This window comes from Leifsonia sp. RCC_180 (assembly GCF_058138205.1).
This window is the reverse complement of sequence record NZ_CP200340.1, coordinates 1,165,714-1,187,724: the sequence shown is the minus strand read 5'-3', so window position 1 is coordinate 1,187,724 and position 22,011 is coordinate 1,165,714. Positions and strand designations below refer to the sequence as shown.

General features: G+C 70.1%; 20 protein-coding genes. 11 read left to right on the top strand and 9 right to left on the bottom strand.

The genetic code is table 11. From position 1 onward, the window contains the following. Positions 1–89 precede the first annotated feature (89 nt). From AB7E03_RS05855 to AB7E03_RS05845, 3 genes are read right to left on the bottom strand one after another with little or no spacing between them, the layout of a single operon-like run. Positions 90–1,040, bottom strand: coding sequence for a ferredoxin family protein (locus AB7E03_RS05855; RefSeq protein ID WP_489940122.1), 951 nt, complete (start codon positions 1,038–1,040; stop codon positions 90–92). Then, positions 1,037–2,425 carry a cupin domain-containing protein gene (locus AB7E03_RS05850; protein ID WP_489940120.1) on the bottom strand — a complete coding sequence of 463 codons (1,389 nt, stop codon included), beginning with the start codon at positions 2,423–2,425 and terminating at the stop codon, positions 1,037–1,039. The genes AB7E03_RS05855 and AB7E03_RS05850 overlap by 4 nt, the downstream gene beginning before the upstream one ends. After that, positions 2,425–2,676 (bottom strand): BatC protein, encoded by a 252-nt coding sequence (locus tag AB7E03_RS05845; RefSeq protein ID WP_489940118.1) that lies wholly within the window; start codon positions 2,674–2,676, stop codon positions 2,425–2,427. The genes AB7E03_RS05850 and AB7E03_RS05845 overlap by 1 nt, the downstream gene beginning before the upstream one ends. A gap of 209 nt (positions 2,677–2,885) precedes the next feature. Here AB7E03_RS05845 and AB7E03_RS05840 point away from each other — a divergent pair, with 209 nt between their 5' ends. The 3 genes from AB7E03_RS05840 to AB7E03_RS05830 are packed head-to-tail and all read left to right on the top strand — an operon-like array spanning position 2,886 to position 5,532. Beyond that, positions 2,886–3,833 carry a MetQ/NlpA family ABC transporter substrate-binding protein gene (locus tag AB7E03_RS05840; protein WP_489940116.1) on the top strand — a complete coding sequence of 316 codons (948 nt, stop codon included), beginning with the start codon at positions 2,886–2,888 and terminating at the stop codon, positions 3,831–3,833. Continuing rightward, positions 3,833–4,876, top strand: a complete 1,044-nt coding sequence (locus tag AB7E03_RS05835) for a methionine ABC transporter ATP-binding protein (RefSeq protein ID WP_489940114.1) — start codon at positions 3,833–3,835, stop codon at positions 4,874–4,876. Before AB7E03_RS05840 ends, AB7E03_RS05835 begins: the two co-directional genes overlap by 1 nt. Further along, a complete protein-coding gene (locus AB7E03_RS05830; protein ID WP_441781864.1) occupies positions 4,873–5,532 on the top strand; it encodes a methionine ABC transporter permease in 660 nt (219 codons plus the stop codon). The genes AB7E03_RS05835 and AB7E03_RS05830 overlap by 4 nt, the downstream gene beginning before the upstream one ends. 13 nt (positions 5,533–5,545) lie before the next feature. On the opposite strand, the gene AB7E03_RS05825 is transcribed toward AB7E03_RS05830, so the two are convergent. Next, positions 5,546–6,796, bottom strand: coding sequence for a citrate synthase (locus AB7E03_RS05825; protein WP_489940112.1), 1,251 nt, complete (start codon positions 6,794–6,796; stop codon positions 5,546–5,548). A 51-nt stretch (positions 6,797–6,847) separates the two neighbouring features. Here AB7E03_RS05825 and AB7E03_RS05820 point away from each other — a divergent pair, with 51 nt between their 5' ends. After that, a complete protein-coding gene (locus AB7E03_RS05820) occupies positions 6,848–8,020 on the top strand; it encodes a citrate/2-methylcitrate synthase (RefSeq protein WP_489940110.1) in 1,173 nt (390 codons plus the stop codon). 83 nt (positions 8,021–8,103) lie between these two features. Next, positions 8,104–8,616 carry a mycothiol transferase gene (locus tag AB7E03_RS05815; RefSeq protein WP_489940108.1) on the top strand — a complete coding sequence of 171 codons (513 nt, stop codon included), beginning with the start codon at positions 8,104–8,106 and terminating at the stop codon, positions 8,614–8,616. A 27-nt stretch (positions 8,617–8,643) separates the two neighbouring features. Here AB7E03_RS05815 and AB7E03_RS05810 read toward each other — a convergent pair whose 3' ends face one another. Then, positions 8,644–10,197, bottom strand: coding sequence for a bifunctional phosphatase PAP2/diacylglycerol kinase family protein (locus AB7E03_RS05810; RefSeq protein WP_489940106.1), 1,554 nt, complete (start codon positions 10,195–10,197; stop codon positions 8,644–8,646). Positions 10,198–10,328: 131 nt separating this feature from the next. Between AB7E03_RS05810 and AB7E03_RS05805 the strand changes: the two genes are divergently transcribed. Together AB7E03_RS05805 and AB7E03_RS05800 are read left to right on the top strand one after the other, a co-directional pair. Next, positions 10,329–10,772, top strand: coding sequence for a hypothetical protein (locus AB7E03_RS05805; RefSeq protein WP_489940104.1), 444 nt, complete (start codon positions 10,329–10,331; stop codon positions 10,770–10,772). 83 nt (positions 10,773–10,855) lie between these two features. Beyond that, on the top strand, positions 10,856–12,190 hold the full coding sequence (locus tag AB7E03_RS05800; RefSeq protein ID WP_489940102.1) for an MFS transporter: 1,335 nt from the start codon (positions 10,856–10,858) through the stop codon (positions 12,188–12,190). A 22-nt stretch (positions 12,191–12,212) separates the two neighbouring features. Here AB7E03_RS05800 and AB7E03_RS05795 read toward each other — a convergent pair whose 3' ends face one another. Next, entirely contained in the window at positions 12,213–14,660 is a 2,448-nt protein-coding gene (locus tag AB7E03_RS05795) for an ATP-dependent DNA ligase (RefSeq protein ID WP_489940100.1), read from the bottom strand. Positions 14,661–14,749: 89 nt separating this feature from the next. On the opposite strand from AB7E03_RS05795, the gene ku reads away from it, so the two are divergent. Next, complete coding sequence (gene ku / locus AB7E03_RS05790) at positions 14,750–15,652, top strand: non-homologous end joining protein Ku (protein WP_489940098.1); 903 nt, start codon at positions 14,750–14,752, stop codon at positions 15,650–15,652. After that, positions 15,649–16,620, top strand: coding sequence for a DNA topoisomerase IB (locus AB7E03_RS05785; protein WP_489940096.1), 972 nt, complete (start codon positions 15,649–15,651; stop codon positions 16,618–16,620). The genes ku and AB7E03_RS05785 overlap by 4 nt, the downstream gene beginning before the upstream one ends. 117 nt (positions 16,621–16,737) lie before the next feature. Here AB7E03_RS05785 and AB7E03_RS05780 read toward each other — a convergent pair whose 3' ends face one another. After that, positions 16,738–18,162: an MFS transporter gene (locus tag AB7E03_RS05780; protein ID WP_489940094.1), complete on the bottom strand. Its 1,425-nt coding sequence runs from the start codon at positions 18,160–18,162 to the stop codon at positions 16,738–16,740. A gap of 300 nt (positions 18,163–18,462) precedes the next feature. Here AB7E03_RS05780 and AB7E03_RS05775 point away from each other — a divergent pair, with 300 nt between their 5' ends. Further along, positions 18,463–19,374, top strand: coding sequence for a sigma-70 family RNA polymerase sigma factor (locus tag AB7E03_RS05775; protein WP_441781874.1), 912 nt, complete (start codon positions 18,463–18,465; stop codon positions 19,372–19,374). Between the two features lie 65 nt (positions 19,375–19,439). On the opposite strand, the gene AB7E03_RS05770 is transcribed toward AB7E03_RS05775, so the two are convergent. Beyond that, positions 19,440–19,781 (bottom strand): DUF7882 family protein, encoded by a 342-nt coding sequence (locus AB7E03_RS05770; protein ID WP_489940091.1) that lies wholly within the window; start codon positions 19,779–19,781, stop codon positions 19,440–19,442. A 92-nt stretch (positions 19,782–19,873) separates the two neighbouring features. On the opposite strand from AB7E03_RS05770, the gene AB7E03_RS05765 reads away from it, so the two are divergent. Then, on the top strand, positions 19,874–21,424 hold the full coding sequence (locus AB7E03_RS05765) for an SDR family oxidoreductase (RefSeq protein WP_489940089.1): 1,551 nt from the start codon (positions 19,874–19,876) through the stop codon (positions 21,422–21,424). Here the strand turns inward: AB7E03_RS05765 and AB7E03_RS05760 are convergent. Next, entirely contained in the window at positions 21,342–21,968 is a 627-nt protein-coding gene (locus tag AB7E03_RS05760) for a MarR family winged helix-turn-helix transcriptional regulator (RefSeq protein WP_489940087.1), read from the bottom strand. The two genes, AB7E03_RS05765 and AB7E03_RS05760, sit on opposite strands and share 83 nt — an antisense overlap. Positions 21,969–22,011 lie beyond the last annotated feature (43 nt).

Below are 22,011 nucleotides of genomic sequence, written 5' to 3'. Positions count from 1 at the left end.
GAATGTCGACTTCGGCGCCGCTGGAGTCGACATTCGGCACGAATGCCGAGGGGCGGCGTCCTGAAACAGGACGGGAGTCATGACGCGGGTCAGGAGCGCGCGACGGAGACCGGGACGAACTCTCGCACCGGGTGCGCGATCGTGGCGGCGCAGGTGCTCAGCATCGGCTCCGAGAGCCGCTCGCCGACTTCGACCGTGAGGCGATCGTCGCCGTGCGCGAGGGCGACCGTCCAACCGTGGGGATGGGGGTGCTCGCCCAACACGCGGAACGCACCGATCCGGTCGTCTCCGGTTTCGGCGCGGGCGAACGCCTCCGCCGCCTGTGCGACGGTCGAAAGCGACGTGCGACCGCGCAGCAGTTCGGGCACCACCCGGCCGGCCGCATGCTGCTCCACGACCGTCGCTGCGTCGTCCGCGCGCACCCGGCCGTAGAGCAGGCCCTCGGGGAACACCACCATGGTGGCGGCGAAGCGGTCGCCGCCGAGGTGCGAGCACTCCCAGGTGAGCTCGGGATGCACGGCTGCCAGCGCCTCCACGACCGGCCGCCCGCGGACCGCGCAGCACTGGTCGTGCCGGGCGTGCGTGCAGACGGCGTAGATCGGGGCGTCGCTGGGTTCGCCGGCGGTGCCGTCGAGCGGAACCGTCAGAAGCTCCGCGGGATCGTCGACCCGGCCCCATCGAATGCTCTCGGTACCGGGGCGCGCATCCACCAGTGCCCACCGCCACGACGACTGGTCGCGGCGAAGCGGTGCGCGCAGGCGGGTGCGACGGATGGCCAGCGGCCGGATCGCCGCCTCCTCCGCCCGCGCGACGATGCGGGCGCCGAGCGCCGGATCGAGCGCCGAGTCGAAGAACGCGTGGCGTCCCCATCCGCTCTCCAGCTCCACCAGCAGCCAGCGCTCGCCGAGGCCGGCGGTCCCGGGAAGCGGGTCGCCGCGATCCAGCGCCCGGTCGCTGCACGGCAGCCAGTCGACGACTACGCCCGCGTCGGTCACGTTCGCGTCGGTCACACCCGCGTCGGTCACGTACGCGTCGGTCACGTCGCCGTCGCGGTGCCGAAGTCGGCGGTGGCGCTGCGCTCGCCGTCGGAGGAGACGCCCGCCTCGTCGTCCGGGTCCACGTCCGCGACGCTCTCGGCCTGCCCGGTCCCGTCCGCGAGGTCCACGTCCGCGCCGCGAGCACCTACGACCACGACTACGCCTTCGCGCACGAGTCGCCGGGCGACCACGACTGCCGATGACCCGTCGAGGGGCAACTCGCCGACCACGACCGCCCGCCCGTCGAGCAGGCGCTCCACGGCAGCGCGTGCGGCGATCGGAAGGCTCACCTTCTTGGTGGGAAGCCGCACGGTCACGGTCTCCACCTCCGCCGTGACGTCCGGCCGCAGGCCAGACCGCGCAACGACGGTCGTCGTGGCCGACAACTCGTCCGCCGCAGCGATCGTCGCAAGCGGGCGCACCGGCGCCGGCGGCGAGTCCGACCGCTGCCGCCGGCGCAGACTCTGCGCGACCGCTGCTGCGACCTCCGCTCGGGCAGCCGGGTCGCTGAGCGCCGCGATCAGCGCCTCCACTGTGTCCGCGACCACCGGCGCCACCGCCGAGGGGTCACCCGGGTCGAAACCGAGCGGTAGGGAGGACCGCAGCTCCGCGGTGTCCGCCGCGCGCGCGATCGCCTCCCGCACCACATCGTGGCGCGTGTACGCGGCCACCCCGATGGTCAGGTGCACCGAGACACCTCCCAGCGCCTCCGCGGAGTGGATCCACCCGCGCGGCAGGTACAGCGCGTCCCCCGGGCGGAAGATCTCGTCGATCGCCGGCGCCTCCGAAGCGCGCGCGGCGACCGCCTCGCGGTGGTCGCTCCACGGCTGATCCCGCAGCGGGTCGACGTGCACCGGTTCGTGGATGCGCCAGTGCTTCTCGCCCGCGATCTGCAGCACGAACACGTCATGCACGTCGTAGTGCGGGTCGAAGCCCCGAGAGGAGGCGGGGGTGATGTACGCGTTCACCTGCGCGGGATGTCCGAGCTCGCCAGCCAGCAGGCGCGTGAACTCGGCGATCGCCGGCCACGTGCGGTGCAGGCCCTGGAGGACGAGCGTCGCACCGTTCGCGAATTCGGACAGCACCTTGGCGGAATCGAGCTGGTCGCCCACCTCGGCACCGAAGCCGCCCGGACCGGTGAAGCGAGCGGACGGCAAGACGTCGCCCTCCTTGGCCATCCGCACGAAGGGCGTGCGAAGCGCACGTGAGGAGACCAGCTCATCCACCGCGGCAATGCTGAACAGGTCCGAGAAGTCCTGCTGAAGGTCGGCCGCCCGCGTGAACAGCGGCCGCCGGCCCCAGTAGTCCGCCGCGAACTCGTCCCGACCGATGGGCAGGCAGCGCGAAAGCGCGGGCCGGTTTCCCGGCCCGCGCCCGTCCGTCGCCATCAAGCGGACCCGTCGGCTCCGCCGTCGTGGCCGCCCGCGTTGGCGCCGCCGTCCGCGGTGCCTTCGCCCGCCGAGCCGTCGGCTCCGCCGTCGTGGCCGCCAGGGTTCGCTCCGCCGTCCGCGGGGCCTTCGCCGGTGGCCGAGCCGTCGGCTCCGCCGTCGTGGCCGCCGGCGTTCGCTCCGCCGTCCGCGGGACCTTCGCCGCCTCCGACCGCGTCGGTGCTGATGTCGTCGTCGTTGATGTCGCTCATTCCATCTCCGTCTCGCTCCACTGGCGTCCGCCTGGCGGCCGACGCCCCTCACATTACGCGTGGCCGGTGACGACCGTAAGAGCGCGCGAATGAACGCCGTGCGTCACATTTCGCAAGACGTTTTGACCCGTGTCGGAGGCTCGGGGGAGGCTCTTCGTGAGCCGCCACCCGTCCGCCGGCACATCCCCCTTCACAAGAGAGGCACAGCCATGTCCGACGCCACCCCGCCCACCCCCGCCCTGCCGGAGAAGCCGAAGCGCTCCCGCACCGGCCTGTTCGTCGGAATCGGCATCGCCGTCATCGCCGTCATCGTCGCGGTCGTGCTTGTCGTCGTGAACGTGGCGGGCTCCGGCTCCGCCACGGCGAAGTCGGTCACCGTGAAGATCGGCACGACCGAGGCGTCCTCCCCGTACTGGGCCGTGCTGAAGAAGGAGGCGGCGAAGGAAGGGATCACCATCCAGACCGTCAACTTCCGCGACTACACGCAGGCCAACCCCGCGCTCGCCGATGGTCAGCTCGACCTGAACCTGTTCCAGCACCTGCAGTTCCTCGCCAACTACGACGTGCAGGCGAAGCAGAACCTCGTGCCGATCGGCGCGACCCTCGTCGTCCCGCTTCCGCTGTACTCGACCAAGTACAAGAACATCGATGACATCCCGCAGGGCGGCACGGTCGCGATCCCCAACGACCCGACCAACCAGGCGCGTGCGCTCCTCGTGCTGCAGAAGGCCGGCCTCCTGAAGCTGAAGAACGGCGGCAGCACCCTGGCGACCCCCGCTGACATCGACGCGACCGCCTCCAAGGTCAAGGTCATCCCGGTGGATGCGGCCCAGACCGCACCGGCGCTCAGCTCGGCCGACGCCGCCATCATCAACAACAACTACGCCCTGACCGCGGGCATCGACCCGAAGTCCGCCCTGTTCCAGGACGACCCGAAGTCGTCGACCGCCGAGCCGTACATCAACGCCTTCGTCGCCCGCGACAAGGACAAGGACAACAAGACCTACCTGAAGATCGCGGAGCTGTACCACACCAAGGCCGTGACGGATGCTGTCCTCGCGGAGTCGAAGAACACCGCCGTGATCGTCAAGCGCGACGGGTCAGAGCTCCGCGGCATCCTCGACGACCTGAAGAAGACCATCAAGGCGGCGCAGTAGTGCCCGAACGCGACACCGCGGGCGCCATCATCGAGTTCCGCGGCGTCACCAAGAGCTTCGGCTCGGGTGACGCCGCGGTTCCGGCCGTCGACCGGCTCGACCTGACGATTGCCCGGGGCGAGATCTTCGGGATCATCGGGTATTCCGGTGCAGGCAAGAGCACGCTCGTCCGCCTGATCAACGCGCTCGAGCATCCCTCCGCCGGCGCCGTGATCGTCGACGGCCGCGACCTCACGACGATGAAGGAGCGCGAACTACGCCGCGTCCGCGCGGGGATCGGCATGATCTTCCAGCAGTTCAACCTGTTCCGGTCGCGGACGGTCTTCGGCAACGTCGCCTACCCGCTCAGGGTGGCCGGCTGGCCCGCGGACAAGCGGAAGCAGCGGGTCGCCGAGCTCCTCGCGTTCGTCGGGCTCACCGACAAGGCCTGGAGCTATCCCGACCAGCTCTCGGGCGGCCAGAAGCAGCGCGTGGGCATCGCCCGGGCGCTAGCCACCAACCCGGACATCCTGCTCGCCGACGAGGCCACCAGCGCGCTCGACCCGGAGACGACCTCCGACGTGCTCGCTCTGCTGAAGCGCGTCAATCGCGAGCTCGGCGTCACCATCGTCGTCATCACGCACGAGATGGAGGTCGTGCGCTCCATCGCCGACCGCGTCGCCGTGCTCGACGCCGGACGCGTGATCGAGTCGGGCAGCGTCTTCGAGATCTTCTCCGATCCCAAGACCACGACCTCGCAGCGGTTCGTCGGCACGGTGCTGCGCAACCAGCCGGGGGAGGCCGACATCGAACGCCTCCGGGGCAAGCACTCCGGGCGCATCGTGTCGGCGCGCATCCACGACGACGGCAGGCTCGGCTCGGTGCTGTCGGATGCGGTCGGGCGGCACAACGTTCGCTTCGAGATCGTCTACGGCGGCATCTCGGCGCTGCAGGGCCGCTCGTTCGGCAGCCTCACGCTCGAACTGCTCGGCGAGCCGGCCGACGTGGATGCACTCATCGCCGACCTCCGGGCCGTCACCGAGGTCGAGGAGGTGGCCGCATGACCGACTGGTCGACCCTGTGGCCGGTGTACCTGGAGTCCATCGGGCAGACACTGTGGATGGTCGTCGCGACCCTCGTCCTCGGTGGCATCCTCGGACTGGCGCTCGGCGTGCTGCTCTACACCACCCGCCGAGGCGGGCTGCTCGAGAACCGCGGCCTGTTCACCGTCCTGAACGTCGTCGTGAACTTCATCCGGCCGATCCCGTTCATCATCTTCATGACGGCGATCGCGCCACTCACGCAGCTGGTGCTCGGCACCTTCCTCGGCACTCCCGCGGCCATCTTCCCGATGACCATCGCTGCGACCTTCGGGATCTCGCGGATCGTCGAGCAGAACCTCGTCACCATCGAGCCGGGCGTCATCGAGGCGGCGCGTGCGATGGGATCGAGCCCGTGGCGGATCATCACGACCCTGCTCATCCCGGAGGCCCTCGGGCCGCTCATCCTCGGCTACACGTTCATCTTCGTCGCGATCGTGGACCTGTCGGCGATCGCCGGCAGCATCGGCGGCGGCGGCCTGGGCGACTTCGCGATCTCGTACGGCTACCAGCGCTACAACTGGGCCGTCACGTGGATCGCGGTCATCACGATCGTCGTGCTGGTGCAGGCCGCGCAGTTTCTCGGCAACTGGCTGGCGCGGAAGGCGCTGCGCCGCTGAGCGCTGCGGCGGATCAGGTGCCGGTGTAGCGGCCGACGGGACGCAGGCGCAGCGGCGGCTGCGCGTACTCGTCGAGCGCGTGCACCATCCAGCCGACGGTTCGCGCCGTGGCGAAGACGACCTCGCCGGCGTCGTCGCGCATCCCGGTCGCCAGCGCAACCGCGCCGAGCGCGAGGTCGACGTTGGGATGCGCTCCGGTGCGATCCGCGATCACGCGGGAAGCGGCATCCAGCGCCGCCGAAACGACGGCGTGCCGGTCGTCGGCGGCGAGCATCCCGAGCAGGATGCGTGCCCGCGGGTCGCCGTCGGGGTAGAGCGGCTGGCCGAAGCCCGGCACCGGCCCGTGCGTGGCGAGGACAGCATCCGCGACAGCGCGCGCCGGGTCATCGCCCGAGACCACCCGTTCGAGCAGACGGTACGCGGCGCGGCTCGCGTTGCCGTGCAGCGGTGAGTCGAGCGCGCCGAGACCGGCGACGACGACGCCGTACGGGGTGGCCCGCGCGGACGCGGCGGCGCGGGCGGCGAGGGTCGAAATGGGGATGTCGTGATCGAGCAGCAGCACGAGCGCGGCGTTGAGGAGCGCGAGGTCGGCCTCCGTCGGGGCGGTCGGCGAGAGACGGCGGAAGAGTCGTTCGGCGAGGTCGATCCGCTCGTCGTGGTCCATTTGCTCGTCGTGTCCAGTCGTGCCGCGCGGTGTTGCGCCGCTGTCGCGCCCCGGGAGAACCTCGACCATCCCCGCCACCAACCGCTCGGTGGCGGATGCGACCACGGCGGGGTCCAGCGACGCGCGCAACGGGTCCGCGGCGGCCAGCGCGCTCACGGCGACCAGTTGCCGGTCGCGGTCGCCCGCTGAGGCGGGCAAGCAGGCGGCGACGGCGCGCGCGGACTCGAGCCCGGCGCCCGGGACGAAACGCGCAGCCGCGTCCCACTCGCCGGTGAGGGCCCATCGCGCGACGGTCTCGAACCGCTCGCCCGCGAGCCCCCGGACCGGGCGTCCCCGGTAGGTCAGTTCGCCGTCGTCGATGAGCGCGAAGGTCGTCTCGATCACCATGAGCGGGCGGCCCTCCGAGTGGCCGGGCGACGATGCTGCCCGGCGCCGTCGCGTCGCGGCGAAACGCTCGACCTCGAGCGGGTCGAAGCTCGATCCGTCCGCGGTCCGCACCCGCGTCAGCCGTCCGCGGGCGACGTAGGAGTAAAGGGTCTCGACCTTGACGCCGAGGCGCTCGGCGGTCTGCTCGGCGGTGAGCCGGGGAAGCGCATCCATATTGATCCGATCAACGTTGACGAGCGATTACATCCAGTTCACACTACCGGTATGGACAGGATGGACGACACCCTCATCGACGTTCCGCGCGGGCTCACCAACGTCGTCGCGGCGCGCACCGAGCTGGGGGATGTGCGCGGACTCGAAGGCTTCTACCACTACCGCCAGTACTCGGCGGTCGACCTGGCTCGCGAGCGGACCTTCGAGGAGGCGTGGCACCTGCTCCTGTTCGGGTCGCTGCCCACCGCGGTCGAGCTGGACGCGTTCCGCGCCAGGATCGCGGCCGCCCGGGTGGTGCCGGAGCCGGTGCGTGCGCTGCTTCCGGCGATCGCGCAGCTCACGGCCGACGGGGATGTGCTGGCCGGGCTCCGGATGGCGCTGGCTGCGGTCGCGGCGGCCGACGGTGCGCGACCGTTGTACGACGAGTCGGCGGACGAGCGGGTGGCCGACGCCATCCGGGTGGCCGCCATCGCACCGGTGCTCCTCGCCGCCCTGCATGCGCTTGCCGAGGGGCGCGAGCCGCTGGAGCCGCGGGAAGAGCTCGGGCAGGTCGCCGGCTACCTGTATCTGGTCACGGGGCGAGCGCCGACGGCCCATCAGGAGGCGGCGCTGAGCGCCTACATGACGGCGGTCATCGATCACGGCTTCAACGCATCCACCTTCACCGCGCGCGTGATCGCCTCGACGGGAGCGGACCTCGCGTCGGCGGTCGGAGGCGCGCTCGGTGCGCTGTCCGGACCGCTGCACGGCGGCGCGCCCAGTCGTGCGCTCGACACGCTCGACGAGATCGGGACGCCCGACCGCACCGACGAGTGGGTGCGTCGCACGCTCTCCGAGGGCGGCCGCGTGATGGGGTTCGGGCACGCCGTCTACCGCACGGAGGATCCGCGCTCGCGCATGCTGCGCGGGTTCTCCGAGGGGTTCGGCGGACCGCGGGTCGACTTCGCTGTGCAGGTGGAGCGTCGGGTGCAGGAGCTGCTGGCGGAGCTGAAACCTGGTCGGGAACTGCACACCAACGTCGAGTTCTACGCAGGGGTGGTGATGGAGGCGTGCGGCATTCCGCGCGCGATGTTCACGCCGACCTTCGCCGCGGCACGGGTCGTGGGATGGACGGCGCACATCCTCGAGCAGACGGCGGACGCCAAGATCCTGCGGCCGTCGTCGCGGTACGTCGGCCCCTCCGCGCCGCAACCGCTGCCCGCGCGGGTGCCCGCCGCGTCCTGAATACAGGTGCGGTGCCGCCCGCCGTGTCCTGAATACAGGTGCGCGGGCGTAGGGTGCGGGGCAGACCGACGTGAGGAGGAACGGTGACCGCGAGCACCGAGCTGCTGATCGATGCGTTCGACCGGGTCGCCGGGGTGGTGCGCAGTACCGTCCGCGGTGCCGACGCCGACATCCTGGGCGGGCGGGTCGACCCCGACGCGAACTCCATCGCCTGGCTGGTGTGGCATCTGACACGCATTCAGGACGACCACGTCTCGGAGGTCGCCGATCGCGCCCAGGCGTGGACCGAGGAGGGATGGGCGGAGCGCTTCGGCCTGCCGTTCGACGTCTCCGACACGGGATACGGCCACAGTTCGGAGGACGTCGCTCAGCTGGCGGACGTCAGCGCGTCGGACCTGGTCGGCTACCACGAGGCGGTGCGTGCCCGCACCACGGAGTTCCTGCGCACCCTGACCGACGGTGACCTCGATCGGGTGGTGGACCGTAACTGGGATCCGCCCGTCACCCTCGCCGTCCGGCTGGTCAGCGTGATCTCCGACGACCTGCAGCACGCCGGCCAGGCCGCGTACGTGAAGGGCGTGCTCGAGCGGCGCTGAGGTCCGCAGCCTCAGTCCCGCGGCGCCTCAGCTCCGCGGCGAATACACGCGCAACGCTCCTGGACGCACCGTGATCGTGAGCCGCTTGGGTTCACCCGGCGTCTCGGTCGACGCTTCGCCGTCATGCGCGTAGCCGGGGTCGTCGCTGCCGGCGCCGGCGATCGTGATCGTCTCCACCGTGCGGGCATCGAGCGCGGGGGGCCCCTGAAGGAACGGCATCCGGGCCGCGAGCGCATCCGTCCGTCCGCCGAAGGCGAGGGCGACCGCGCCGCGAGTCCGCGGCTTCCCGTCGGCGAACAGGATCCGCACGTCCAGCAGGTGGTCATCGAGCCGTCGTCGTTCGATCGGGGCGACGGCCACCGGATAATAGCGGTCGACGCCGACGAACACCGACCACACCTCCCGCCGTCGTCCGTCGATCTCGACCTCCAGCGGGTTGCCGCGGCGGACGACGCGGATCGCCGCGAGCAGGGCGGCGATCGGCTTGCCGAGGCGTTTCTCGTGCTTCTCCCGCTCCTCGACGAACGCAGGGTAGATGCCGACCGAAGCGGTGTTGAGCACGGTGATGGTGTCGCCGTCCGCGAAGGAGAGGTCTGCGACGTCGACCTCGCGCCCGGACCCCTGGGCGAGGGCGTCGAGCGTCGCCTCGACCGTGTCGAGCAGGGCAGCCTTGGCGAAGTGGTTGAAGGTGCCACCCGGGAACACCAGCAACGGCACATCGGCTTCCCGTGCGCGCGCCGCGACGGCCGCCACCGTGCCGTCGCCTCCCCAGACGCCGAGTACAGCCGGAGGGTCATCCGACCGGAACACCTTCTCGATCACGTCACCGATGTCGTCCCCCTCGGCCAGCTCGTGAACCCGCGCCCGAGGCAGCCGTTCACGAAGCAGCGGACCGGGCTCCTGGCGGCCGAGGCCCTGGCCGGACCCGGGATTGACGACGATGAACACGCCTTCGCCGGTGTCCGTGGCGGGCAGGTCGATCACTCGCGCGGTAGGCGGATCCCGTCGCACGGATTGCGTGATCGCGGGCACGGCCGCCTTCAGCGCGAGCGCCGCCCCCGCTCCGATGGCGGCGCCGCCCGCGACATCCGACAGCCAGTGCGCGCCCGTATGCAGCCGCGAGTAGCCCACCCCCGCGGCGAGCGGCGCAAGCACCGCCCCGGCGACAGGCCATTCCAGTGCCACCCCGGTGGCGAACGCGGCGGCGCTCGCCGTATGCCCGGAGGGGAAGGACGGCGACGTGGGGGAGCGCTCCAATCGTCGCGCGATCGGGATGGAGGTCAGCGCCGGGCGGTCTCCGCCGACCAGGCGCTTGCCCACGAGGTTCGCGACGAGGCTGGCAATGCCGAGCGACGCGAGCCCACGGGCCGCCGCACGCGGTCGGCCGAGGGCCAGCAGGACGGCGGCCGCCGCGAACCAGAGCTTGCCGTGATTCGCCGCGCGGGTCAGGCCGCGCCAGAAGCCGTCGGACGCTGCGCCGGTCGTGCGGGCGTTGATGCGCTCCGCCACCCGGGCATCCGCCCGCTTGATCCGGGCGGGGAGGGGGATGCGCGAGTGCGTGCGACGACGGGATGCTGCCATGGCGTCAATCTACGCCGGAGCGGTTGTGGGGCCACCCGATCCCCTCGGGTTGTGCATAACCCGCGTTGTGGAGAAATCCGCCTGTGCACAACGCTCCGCAGCCGCTCCCGGCGGGCGGTAGGATCGACCTCGTGAGCACGCACGTCATCTCCCAGCCCAACGAACACCAGCGCGAGGTCGTCGGCAGCGACGAGCACGGCACGCTCGTCCGCAGCCTGAGCACGACAGTGCCCAGTGCCCTCGGCAACCTCCTCGCCACCCTTGTGGTGCTGGCCTCGCTGGTCATCGGCATCTGGAGCCTCGTCGCGACCTGGACCGGCAACGCCGAGTCGTTCCTCCCGTTCTTCCAGGTGACCGTCGCGGCAACCGTGGTGTCGCTCAACGCGCTCTACGCCCGCCGCACCTTCAGCTACGTGATCACGCTGATCGGCGCCATCCTCTGGCTCTGGGTCTCGGTGACGCCGTTCGCCCCGTTCGTCCAGGTAGTCCTCCAGGCGGTCACCGTGACGATCATGCTCGCCGGCGTCGTGTTCTCGACGGCGGCGGTGCGCCTCAGCAAGCAGCCCCGCTTCTGAGCGGGGAGCAGACGCCCGGACGCCGCACGGGCGCGTCGGGCGAGTTCCGCGCGCCGGCGGATCCCTCCATCCCGCCCGGTGAGTTGCCGCCGGGACAGCTGCCGCCGGGACAGCTGCCGTCGCGCCGCCGGCACTTCGTCGACCTGTCGCCGCTACGCGAGTCGCCCGCTTTCGCCCGTCTATGGCTGGGCGGTGCGATCTCGGGCATCGGCTCGCAGATGACCGTCGTCGCGGTGGGCCTGCACATCTTCGACCTGACACATTCCACCCTCGCGGTGTCGCTCGTCGCGCTGTTCGCCCTGGTGCCGATGATCGTCTTCGGCCTCTACGGTGGCGTGCTGGCCGACGCCTTCGACCGGCGACGTGTCGCCCTCGTCACGGCGATCGTCGCGTGGATGTCGACGGCCGCGCTCGCGCTGCTGGCGTGGATGCACATCCCGGTCGTCTGGCCGTTGTACGTGATCACGACCATCAACGCGGTCGCGGGCGTCATGATCGGCGCGACCCGGCAGGCGATCACCCCGCGGCTGCTGCCGGTGAGCCTCCTGCCCGCCGCCAGCGCCCTGGGCGGCATCAGCATGGGCATCATGGTCACCGTCGGGCCGGCCCTCGCGGGCCTCCTGGTCGCGACCGTGGGTGTGGCGTGGACCTACACGGTGGATGTGGTGCTCTTCACGGCCGCGTTCCTCGGCATCTTCACGCTGCCCTCGATCGTGCCGGAGGGCGTGCGGCAGGGCGCTGGGCTGTCGTCGGTGCTGGAAGGGTTGCGCTTCCTGCGTTCCGCGCCGAACCTCAGCATGACCTTCATCCTGGATGTGATCGCGATGACGTTCGGGCAGCCGCGAGCACTCTTCCCGGCCGTCGGCGCCCTACTGATCGGCGGCGGCCCGCTCACCGTCGGCATCCTCACGGCGGCGGGCGCGGTCGGCACGCTCGTCTCCTCCGTCTTCTCGGGCCGCCTGGGCAGTGTCCGCTGGCAGGGCCGCGCCGTCGAACGGGCGATCGTGGTCTACGGCGCCTGCATCCTGGGCTTCGGCATCGTGCTCGCGGTGGTCGCCTTCACCGGGACGGCCGGTGGTGGCGCATCCCTCGCGCAGGCCAACCTGCCGGCGCTCCTGGTCGCGACGGTCCTGCTCGCCGGGTCGGGAGCGGCGGACAATGTCAGTTCGATCTTCCGCATGACGATCCTGCAGGCGTCGGCACCGGATGTCATGCGCGGTCGGCTGCAGGGCGTGTTCACCGTCGTCGTGACGGGTGGGCCGCGCCTCGGCGACCTCTACATCGGCGTGCTGGCGCTCACCGGTGCGCTGTGGTTCCCGCCGCTGCTGGGAGGCCTCGTGATCGTGGTCCTGGTGGCTGTCGTGGTCCGCATCCAGCGGTCCTTCCTCCGCTACGACGCGCTCGCCCCGACGCCCTGAGCACAGCGCGGCAAAGGGCCGTTCAGCCCTCCCGCACCACCTGATCGGGTCGCTTGTCCGGCCGGAGTCCCCGCCAGGACGGCTGCCGCAGCCGGCCGGGACCGGTCCACTCGGCGAACTCGACCTCGCCGACGAGCTCGGGCCGCACCCAGTGGGCGCCGCGGGCGTCCGCCGACGGAACGCCCTCCAAGGGACTCGTCTTCCGCTCGTGCGCTCCCAGCTTGGCCGCGAGGTCGTCCAGCACGCGGTCGGTGAACCCGGTGCCCACCTTGCCCACGTAGCGGAGCGTGTCGCCGTCGGGGATGCCGAGCAGCAGTGCGCCGATCGTGTTCGCCCGGCGTCCGTTGCCGGGCGTCCACCCGCCGATGACCACCTCCTGGGTCTGATGGTGCTTGATTTTGATCCACGAGCGGGAGCGACGCCCGATGGAGTAGGTGCTGTCTCGCCGCTTCGCCATGACGCCCTCGAGGCCCAGCTGCTTGCTCGAGGCGATGGCGTGCTCGAGGTCGCCGTCGAACGCCGGCGGCACCTGCACCGGGTCATTGCGGCCCGGGCGCAGAACATCGAGGAGCAGTTTCCGCCGCTCGTCGTAGGTGTCGCGGGTGTGCTTCGCACCGTCCAGTTCGAGTACATCGAACACCATGTAGTGCGCGGGCGCCCGCTTGAGCGCCGACTGCACATCGCCCGGTCTGGTCAGCCCCATCCGCGTCTGCAGCAGGCCGAAGTCGGGGCGGCCCTGCGTGTTGAGGGTGACGATCTCGCCGTCGAGGACGAGGTCGTGGTCGCCGGCGAGGTCCGTGAGCCCGGCGAGGTCGGGATAGGTGGCGGTCACGTCGTTCCCATTGCGCGTGGTGAGGCGCAGCCGGCCGCCGCGGATCTCGGCGACGGCGCGGATGCCGTCCCATTTCATCTCGAACGCCCACTCGTCCTCGTCCGTGATTTCGGCCTGCGAGCCGAGCGTGGCGAGCATGGGGGAGACCGGGTCGCCGGTGATCGGGCCCCCGGAGCCGCGGGATGCGGTGCTCCGGGATGCGGTGGACCGGGATGCCTCGTGCGCCCCCTCCGTCTTCATCAGATGGATCAGCCAGTTCTTCTCGTCCCCGCCCTGCGCGGTGCGGATCAGCGCGAACTTCCGCGGCCCCCCGCCGAGCCCGCCGTCGGCCTGGCCGTGCAGCGTGGCGATCACTTCGTCGTCGCGCCATTTCTCGAGTTCGTAGTCCCCGTGGTCCCAGATGTCGACGTGGCCCGCGCCGTACTCACCGTGCGGGATGTCGCCGGCGAAGCTCCCGTACTCCAGCGGGTGATCCTCGGTGTGCACGGCGAGGTGGTTCTGTTTGGTGTCGGTCGGCGGCCCCTTGGGCAGCGCCCAGCTGACCAGCACGCCGTCGTTCTCCAGCCGGAAGTCCCAGTGCAGGCGCCGGGCGTGGTGCTCTTGGATGACGAACGAGCGCCCCTCCCGTGCCGCCGGCCGGTGCTCCGGGACGGGCTCGGGAGTCTTTTTCGCGTCGCGCATCGACCGGTAGGTGGAGAGGCGGTCCGGCTCGGAGGCGTGGCCGGCGGACGCATGCCCGCCCGACCCCGCGGACAGTTCCGCCAGCGGGTCGCCCCGCCGCTTGAGCCGCTTCATCACCTCCCGGTAGTCGAGATGCTGCAGGTCCTTCGACGCGAGTTCCCGCCAGGTGCGCGGCGCGGCCACTGTCGGCCGGAACCGTCCGCGCAGCGAGTACGGCGCGATGGTGGTCTTGTTGCCGTTGTTCTGGCTCCAGTCGACGAGCACCTTCCCCGCCCGCAGCGACTTCTTCATGTCGCTGACGACGAGGTCCGGATGGTCCGACTCAAGCGCGCGTGCGAGCTCGTGCGCGACCGCCGAGATCTCGTCGCTGGTCTGCGAGCCGTCGAGCGCCGCATAGAGGTGGATGCCTTTGGACCCGGACGTGACCGGCATCGGATCGAGGCCCATGTCGCTCAGGATGGCGCGGGCGAGCCGCGCGACCTCTGCGCAGTCCGTCAGCGTGACTCCCTCGCCCGGGTCGAGGTCGAGCACCAGCCGATCGGGGTTCCGCCGCTCGCCTCCCGGGTTCACCCGCCACTGCGGTACGTGGATCTCGAGGGAGGCGATCTGCGCCAGCCAGATCAGGGTCGCCCGGTCGTTCACCAGCGGGTAGCTGTTGGTGCTCGTCCTGTGGGCGATCGAGGCCGTGCGCACCCAGTCCGGCGTGGATGCGGGGTCCAGGTTCTTCTGGAAGAACACCTCGGCCGGGTCGTCGGGGGTGCCCACGCCGTGCACCCAGCGTTTGCGGGTGGCGATCCGATCGCGCACGTGCGGGATCATCGCCTCGGCGACGGCGTTGTAATAGCCGAAGATGTCGGCCTTGGTGGTCCCGGTCTCCGGGTACATCACCTTGTCGAGGTTGGTCAGCTTGAGGCGGTGACCGTCGATCTCGACGACCTCGGTGTCCTGGGCGGCCATAGCCACACCGTACGCCCGGAGGTGCCCGCAAGCCGCGCATTCCCTGATCACTGCTTGAAAAGGCGCTGATCTCCGGACACGATGGGCACATGAGGGCCATTTGGACGGGCGCCATCACCTTCGGACTGGTCAATGTGCCGGTGAAGGTCTACAGCGCAACCGAGGATCACGACGTCCCGCTGCACCAGGTGCACGACGCGGACGGCGGCCGCATCCGCTATCAGCGCCGCTGCGAGATCGACGGCAAGGTGATCCCGTACGAGCACATCGTGAAGGCGTACGACGACGGTGAGCGCACGGTCATCCTGACCGCGGAGGACCTCGCGTCGCTGCCCGCCGAGCGCAGCCGCGAGATCGACGTGGTCGAGTTCGTGCCCAACGACCAGCTGGACCCGCTGATGTTCGACCGGAGCTACTACCTGGAGCCGGACTCCAAGTCGCTCAAGGCGTACGCGCTGCTGCGTAAGACGCTGGAGGACGAGGAGCGCACGGCGATCGTGGAGTTCGCCCTGCGCCAGAAGACCCGGCTCGGTGCCCTGCGCGTGCGGGGCAACCTGCTCGTGCTGCAGACACTGCTCTGGCACGACGAGATCCGGGAGGCGGACTTCCCGTCGCTCGACCAGACGCCGCGGATCACCGACCGCGAACTCCAGCTCTCCAGCGCGCTGATGGAGAGCTTCGCCGGCGACTTCGAGCCGGAGAAGTTCAGCGACGACTACCAGGAGGAGCTGCGCAAGCTGATCGACGCGAAGCTCGAGCAGGGTGAGAGCGTGGACACCGCTGCCACCTTCGGCGAGGAGGAGGAAGCGGCCAAGGGCGGCGGCGAGGTCATCGACCTGATGGAGGCGCTGCAGCGGAGCGTGGAGCGCAGCCGCTCGTCGAAGTCCGGCTCGAAGTCGTCGTCGTCTGAGAAGAAACCGGCCGCGAAGTCCACCTCCTCGAAGTCGACCCGTAAGGCTCCCGCCAAGAAGTCCGCGAAGAAGCCTGCGTGACCCGGCTCAAGCGCAGCAACCCGTCCGGCCCGGGGTACCACCGCACCATGACCGACTCCGGACCGACCTACGAAGATGAGGCGGGCAATACGATCGTCGACGAGCGGGAGCTGGAACGCATCCGCTCGCTCGTCATCCCTCCCGCCTGGCAGGACGTGTGGATCTCACCGGATGCCCGCGGTCACATCCAGGCGGTCGGCACCGACCAGGCCGGTCGCCGCCAGTACCGGTACCACGACTCGTGGAGGCTGCACCAGGACCGCGTGAAGTTCGAGCGGGCGTCGCTCCTCGCCGAAACGCTGCCGTCGGCGCGGCGCAAGGTGACGATGGACCTGCGGCAGGAGGGGTTCGGCCGCGACCGCATCCTGGCCGCGGCGTTCCGCATCATCGATCTGGGCAGCGTCCGGATCGGCAGCGAGGAGTACCTGCACGCGAACGGCAGCCGGGGCCTGACCACGCTGCTGTGCCGTCACGCCCGGATCGAGGACGACGACATCACGCTGACCTTCCCGGCGAAGTCCGCGCAGAAGTGGACGAGCACGATCACCGACCCGGACCTCGCGGAGCTGCTCCGGCAGATCCAGGCGCTGCGCGGCCAGCGGTCGCGGCTGCTGTCGTGGAAGGACAGCACCTGGCACACGATCCGCCCAGCCTCGCTGAACGAGTACATCCGGCGGCAGACACGCGGCGAGTTCACGGCGAAGGACTTCCGGACGCTGCACGGCACGATCGTTGCGGCGCAAGCGCTCGCCGACCTCGGTATCGCGGGGACCGACTCCCAGAGGAAGAAGCGCATCAGCGCCGCCGTCAACGAGGCGGCGGCCGCCCTCGGCAACACGCCGACGATTGCGCGCAACAGCTACATCGACCCGCGCATCTTCGACCGCTACCGCAGCGGCGAGGTCATCGACACCTCCGGCGGTCGCGCTCCCGAGCCCGCCCTCCTCGAGCTCCTCTCAACCAGCTAACCCCGTCCTCCGTGACTTCCCACGCCAACAGCTCCTGAGTTTTTCCGCCGACACGCCGTGGCGGAGGCGAAAAACTCAGGAGCTGTTGGCTTGTGACGGGGGACGGGGGGAGAGGGGTCAGCGGGAGCGGGTGGGGGATTGGGAGGGGGTGCTCGCCGAGAGCGGGGCAGCGATGTCCTCCAGGGACTTGCCCTCGGCATCCACGCCCAGGAACAGTTCCACCAGACCCGCCGCGATCATCAGGCCCGCTCCGATGAAGTACCCGATGGTGACGGCGGGGATGCCGCCCTCGATCAGGTTTCCGAACAGGATCGGGCCGATGATGCCACCGATGCCCGTGCCGACCGCGTAGAAGAACGCGATCGCCATGGCCCGCGTCTCCATCGGGAAGATCTCGCTCACGGTCAGGTACGCGGCCGACGCACCCGCCGACGCGAAGAAGAACACGACCATCCAGCACGCCGTCAGCCAGAATGCGTCGAGCACTCCCGAACCGAACAGGAGGGCCGTTCCGACCAGCAGGATGCCGCTGCCGACGTAGGAGAGCGTGATCATGAAGCGGCGGCCGACCGTGTCGAACAGGTGCCCCAGCAGGAACGGCCCCAGGAAGTTGCCGATCGCGATCGGGACGAGCGCCCACGGCGCCACGTCGTCGGGCACGCCGAGCAGCTTCGTGAGCACCAGCGAGTAGGTGAAGAACACGGCGTTGTAGAGGAACGCCTGACCGATGAACAACGAGAGCCCGAGAACGAACCGCTTGGGATACTGCCCGAGCGCGACGCGGACGATCTCACCGAAGCCGGTGGAGCGGCGCTGGTGGATCTCGATCCCGCGGTCATCCGGCACCTTCTCGAGGTGCTGGTGGGTGTTCTCCTCGACGCCCTCCTCGATCTCGCCGACAAGCTTCTCGGCCTCTTCGTCGCGGCCGTGGATGAACATCCACCTGGGCGATTCGGGCACGTTCCGGCGGACGAGCAGGATGACGAGACCCAGCACCGCGCCGAGGCCGAACGCGATGCGCCAGCCGACGTCGGCCGGGAAGTTGTCCGTGTTGAGCAGGAAGACGGTGAGGACCGCTCCGAAGGCCGTGCCGAGCCAGTACGACCCGTTGATGGCGAGGTCGACGAGGCCCCGGCGGCGAGCCGGGATCAGCTCGTCGATGGCGGAGTTGATGGCCGCGTACTCGCCTCCGATGCCCGCGCCGGTGAAGAAGCGGAACAGGAAGAACATCCACGGCGTGAACGAGAAGGCGGTCAGCACCGTCGCCACCAGGTAGAGGCCCAGGGTGATGATGAACAGCTTCTTCCGACCGAACCGATCGGTGAGGTAGCCGAACACCAGCGAGCCGACACAGGCGCCGGCGACGTAGACGGCCGCGGCCTGGCCGACCTGAGCCGTGGTCAGGCCGAGGCCGCTGTCCGGCTCGGTGAGCCGGCTGCCGATCGCGCCGACGATGGTGACCTCGAGCCCGTCGAGGATCCACACCGTCCCGAGCCCGATGACGACGAGCCAGTGGAAGCGGGACCAGGGGAGCCGGTCCATGCGTGCAGGGATTGTCGTGCGGATCGTCTTCAGCGACGCCGCTTTATCTGAAGTGTGCGCAGTCACCCGTGTGACTGTAGGAGGGCTGTAAGTCTCCCGGCAGAGCCTTGACAAATCCCGTCAAACACGCTTGCAGCGCCGGTAGCGTACGCGCAGCGCAACTGTCAACCCCTTGTTGGGGAGTAGGGGCCATTGCTTATCGTGGCTAACGAACTACTCGTCCACAAGATAAGTGGAACACCCGAACTGAGAGCACCAACGGCAGTGCCCGTGAGTACACGGGCTGAATGGGATGAAACGATGACGACGCTCGAAGTGACCAGCGACCCGGTACGGGACTACCTCAACTCGATCGGCCGCACCCGGCTCCTCACCGCCGACGAAGAAGTGGCCCTCGCCAAGCGGATCGAGGTGGGAGTGCTCGCCGGCGAGCGGCTGGCGATCCGGCCCAACCTGACCCCCCGCGAGAAGCGCGAACTGCAGTACCTCGCCGATGACGGCAAGCGTGCGTTCGAGCGCTTCATCGAAGCGAACCTCCGACTGGTCGTGAGTATCGCCAAGCGCTACGCGGGACGCGGCCTCCCCGTCATGGACCTGATCCAGGAGGGCAACCTGGGCCTCGTCCGCGCGGTGGAGAAGTTCGACTACCGCACCGGCAACAAGTTCTCGACCTATGCCACGTGGTGGATCCGCCAGTCGATCCTGCGCGGCATCGCCGACACCGCCCGCCTGATCCGCATCCCGGTGCACACCGTGGAGAAGATCGACAAGCTCGACCGCATCCGCCGTGACCTCGGTGGAGAGCTCGGCCGCACCCCCACGCTGGAGGAGATGGCCGAGGCGTCGAACCTCGACCCGGCCGAAGTCCACAAGCTGCAGATGAGCGACTCGGAGACCGTGTCGCTTGCCGTACCGGTCGGCGAGAACGAGGGCGCCGAGCTCGGCGACCTGATCGAGGACGGCGACTTCGCCGGCCCGCCCGAGGCCGTGGAGGTGGAGTTCCGCCACCGCGACCTCGAGGAGCGCCTCCGCGAGCTGCCGCCGCGCGACGCGAAGGTCGTGCGCATGCGCTTCGGCCTCGACGGCCAGAAGCCGATGACGCTCGACGAGGTCGGCGAGGTCTACGGCATCACCCGCGAGCGGGTCCGCCAGCTGGAGACCCGCAGCCTGAAGCGCCTCCGCTGCCCGGAGCTTCTCGAGTACCTCCGCTGAGGGCTCGGCAACGAACGAAGGACCCCGCACCGGTCAGGCGCGGGGTCCTTTTCGCTTGGCCGCGTTCAGCGGCCGGGGGGCGAGTCGGCGTCGACCTCGTCCGCGCCGAGTGCGCCGATCTCCTCGGTGAGCTGCAAACCCTGGGCGCTGTTGGAGGACAGGGTGAGCTGTTCGAGCCAGGTCTTGTTGATCCGTGGGCTGCGTCCCCCGCTGTAGCGGAACAGCAGGGGGATGGCCGGGTCGATCCAGATCGCGCTGCGGCCGTCACCGACGCTCTGCTCATCGCGCCAGGAGAAGAAGAAGCCTTCCTTCCGGCGCAGCTTGAGCCCGATCACGATCTGCAGATGCGCCAGGACCCGGTCCTCGAAACCGATCTCGGTGGTCCCGCCGTAAATGAGCTTGCCCATACAAAAAACGTACAGGACGTTCGGTCGTCCCCCGCACCGGCGTTCGTTCGCGTCGCGCTCCCGTGTTCGCAGGCGAGCGTAGTGTTCGGCCCATGAGTCCCTCCCGAGTCCTCGTCACCGGCGCGACCGGCTACATCGGCGGTCGGCTGGTGCCGCGTCTGCTGGCCCGCGGTCACACCGTCCACGTGCTGGCGCGCTCGCCGCAGAAGCTGACGGATGTCCCGTGGGCGGGCGACGTGGAGGTCGTCGAGGGCGATCTGCACAACCCCGAGGCGGTCGCCCGTGCCGTGGCAGACGTGGATGTCGTCTACTACCTGGTGCACTCGATGCGGGCCCGCGGTGATTTCGACGAGGAGGAGTCGGCGGCGGCCCGCACGGTCGCGGATGCCGCGCGTGCGGCGGGCGTCAGCCGCATCGTGTACCTCGGCGCCCTGCACCCGGACGGGGAGCTTTCGCGGCATCTGCGTTCACGGGTGGCTGTCGGCCGCATCCTGCTGGATTCGGGGGTGCCGACGGTGGTGTTCCAGGCCGGCGTCGTGATCGGGTCCGGGTCGGCGTCATTCGAGATGATCCGGCACCTCACCGAAGTATTGCCGTACATGCCCGCGCCGCGCTGGGTGCGCAACCGCATCCAGCCGATCGCGATCCGGGATGTGCTGCACTACCTTCTCGCGGCGGCCGAACTGCCGCCGGAGGTGTCCCGTGCCTTCGACCTGGGCGGGCCCGACATCCTGCGCTACGGCCAGATGATGAACGCCTACGCACTGGAGGCTGGACTGCCCCAGCGTCCCATCGCCGCCCTCCCGGTGTTCACGCCCTGGCTCGCGTCCCAGTGGGTGAATCTGGTCACGCCCATCCCGCGCAGTCTCGCAGTGCCGATCATCGAGTCGCTGCAGTACGACTGCGTGGCGCGCGAGCACGACATCGACGGGGTGATCCCGCCGCCGCCCGACGGCCTGACCGGCTACCGCCGCTCGGTGCGGCTGGCCCTGGCGCGGGAGCGCTCCGGGCAGGTGGAGACCAGCTGGCAGGACGCCTCGGTCGCCGGAGCCCCGAGCGATCCGCTGCCGAGCGACCCGGAGTGGTCGGGGCACACCGTGTACACGGATCTGCGCGAGCGGGCGTCGTCGGCCGATCCGGAGCTGCTCTGGCGCGTCGTCGAGGGGATCGGCGGGGAACGCGGGTGGTACTCGTTCCCGCTCGCCTGGGCGTTGCGGGGCTGGGCCGACAAGCTCGTCGGCGGTGTGGGGCTTCGCCGGGGGCGTCGGGATGCGGACCACCTGAACACAGGCGACGCGCTCGACTGGTGGCGGGTGGAGCGGATCGAACGGGGGAGGAGCCTGCGGCTGCGCGCCGAGATGGTGGTCCCGGGCCGCGCGTGGCTGGAGTTGTCCGTCCGCCCGCGGGAGGGTGGCGGCTCGGAGTACCGCCAGCGCGCGGTGTTCTTCCCGCGCGGACTGAGCGGCCGGCTGTACTGGTTCGCGATCCTGCCGTTCCACGGCGTGATCTTCAACGGGATGGCGAACCGCATCGTCTATGAGGCGGAGCACCCGAAGGCGGCTAGCCGAGTGGCGCGGCCGCCGACGGAGCCGAATCCGGATCCGTCACCGGAGCAGCCACACTCGTCAGCGTCGTCTCGCTGAGCGCGTGCAGGAACCGCGTCACGGTGTCGCGGTCCTGCGGGGTGAGCGCCCGGACCACCTCGAACCGGCGGGCATGCTGGAGTCCCATGGTCCGGCGCACCTCGCGGTGCGTCTCCGGGGTGATCTCGACCGTGACGGCCCGGCGGTCGGTGGGGTGCGGGCGGCGCACGACGTGTCCAGCCCGCTCCAGGCGGTCGAGGAGCTTGGTGGTGGATGCGGTGGAGATGTGGAGGTGGTCGGAGAGGGCTCCGGCCGTGACCGGCACGTCGGAGTTCATCGACGCGATGATGTAGCGCAGCGCACGCATGTCGGTCTCGTTGAGCTTCATGTGGGCGCGGGATTCGAAGCTGAGCCGCTGGTCGGCGTCGCGCCAGTCCCGCATGGCGGCCAGAAGGCGCACGATCTGTTCCAGCTCTTCTTCGCTGAGGTCGTCGTGGCGGACGAGTTCCTGGCGCGGATCGATGACGCGGGGGTCGGTCAGGGATTCCGAGATGCGCCGTGCGTCGCGTCGCGCGTCGCCGCGCGCATCTCCGGCCGGTGTCATGAGCACATCCTATTCCCATTTGTAAGAATCGTGCTAAGTTATT

What these genes read in the sequence shown, in the direction of transcription:
- AB7E03_RS05760 (WP_489940087.1), bottom strand. Translation starts at nt 21,968, where the DNA reads ATGACACCGGCCGGAGATGCGCGCGGCGACGCGCGACGCGACGCACGG.
- AB7E03_RS05810 (WP_489940106.1), bottom strand. Translation starts at nt 10,197, where the DNA reads ATGGCAGCATCCCGTCGTCGCACGCACTCGCGCATCCCCCTCCCCGCC.
- AB7E03_RS05775 (WP_441781874.1), top strand. Translation starts at nt 18,463, where the DNA reads ATGACGACGCTCGAAGTGACCAGCGACCCGGTACGGGACTACCTCAAC.
- AB7E03_RS05830 (WP_441781864.1), top strand. Translation starts at nt 4,873, where the DNA reads ATGACCGACTGGTCGACCCTGTGGCCGGTGTACCTGGAGTCCATCGGG.
- AB7E03_RS05770 (WP_489940091.1), bottom strand. Translation starts at nt 19,781, where the DNA reads ATGGGCAAGCTCATTTACGGCGGGACCACCGAGATCGGTTTCGAGGAC.
- AB7E03_RS05765 (WP_489940089.1), top strand. Translation starts at nt 19,874, where the DNA reads ATGAGTCCCTCCCGAGTCCTCGTCACCGGCGCGACCGGCTACATCGGC.
- AB7E03_RS05795 (WP_489940100.1), bottom strand. Translation starts at nt 14,660, where the DNA reads ATGGCCGCCCAGGACACCGAGGTCGTCGAGATCGACGGTCACCGCCTC.
- ku (WP_489940098.1), top strand. Translation starts at nt 14,750, where the DNA reads ATGAGGGCCATTTGGACGGGCGCCATCACCTTCGGACTGGTCAATGTG.
- AB7E03_RS05845 (WP_489940118.1), bottom strand. Translation starts at nt 2,676, where the DNA reads ATGAGCGACATCAACGACGACGACATCAGCACCGACGCGGTCGGAGGC.
- AB7E03_RS05820 (WP_489940110.1), top strand. Translation starts at nt 6,848, where the DNA reads ATGGACAGGATGGACGACACCCTCATCGACGTTCCGCGCGGGCTCACC.
- AB7E03_RS05850 (WP_489940120.1), bottom strand. Translation starts at nt 2,425, where the DNA reads ATGGCGACGGACGGGCGCGGGCCGGGAAACCGGCCCGCGCTTTCGCGC.
- AB7E03_RS05840 (WP_489940116.1), top strand. Translation starts at nt 2,886, where the DNA reads ATGTCCGACGCCACCCCGCCCACCCCCGCCCTGCCGGAGAAGCCGAAG.
- AB7E03_RS05780 (WP_489940094.1), bottom strand. Translation starts at nt 18,162, where the DNA reads ATGGACCGGCTCCCCTGGTCCCGCTTCCACTGGCTCGTCGTCATCGGG.
- AB7E03_RS05825 (WP_489940112.1), bottom strand. Translation starts at nt 6,796, where the DNA reads ATGGATGCGCTTCCCCGGCTCACCGCCGAGCAGACCGCCGAGCGCCTC.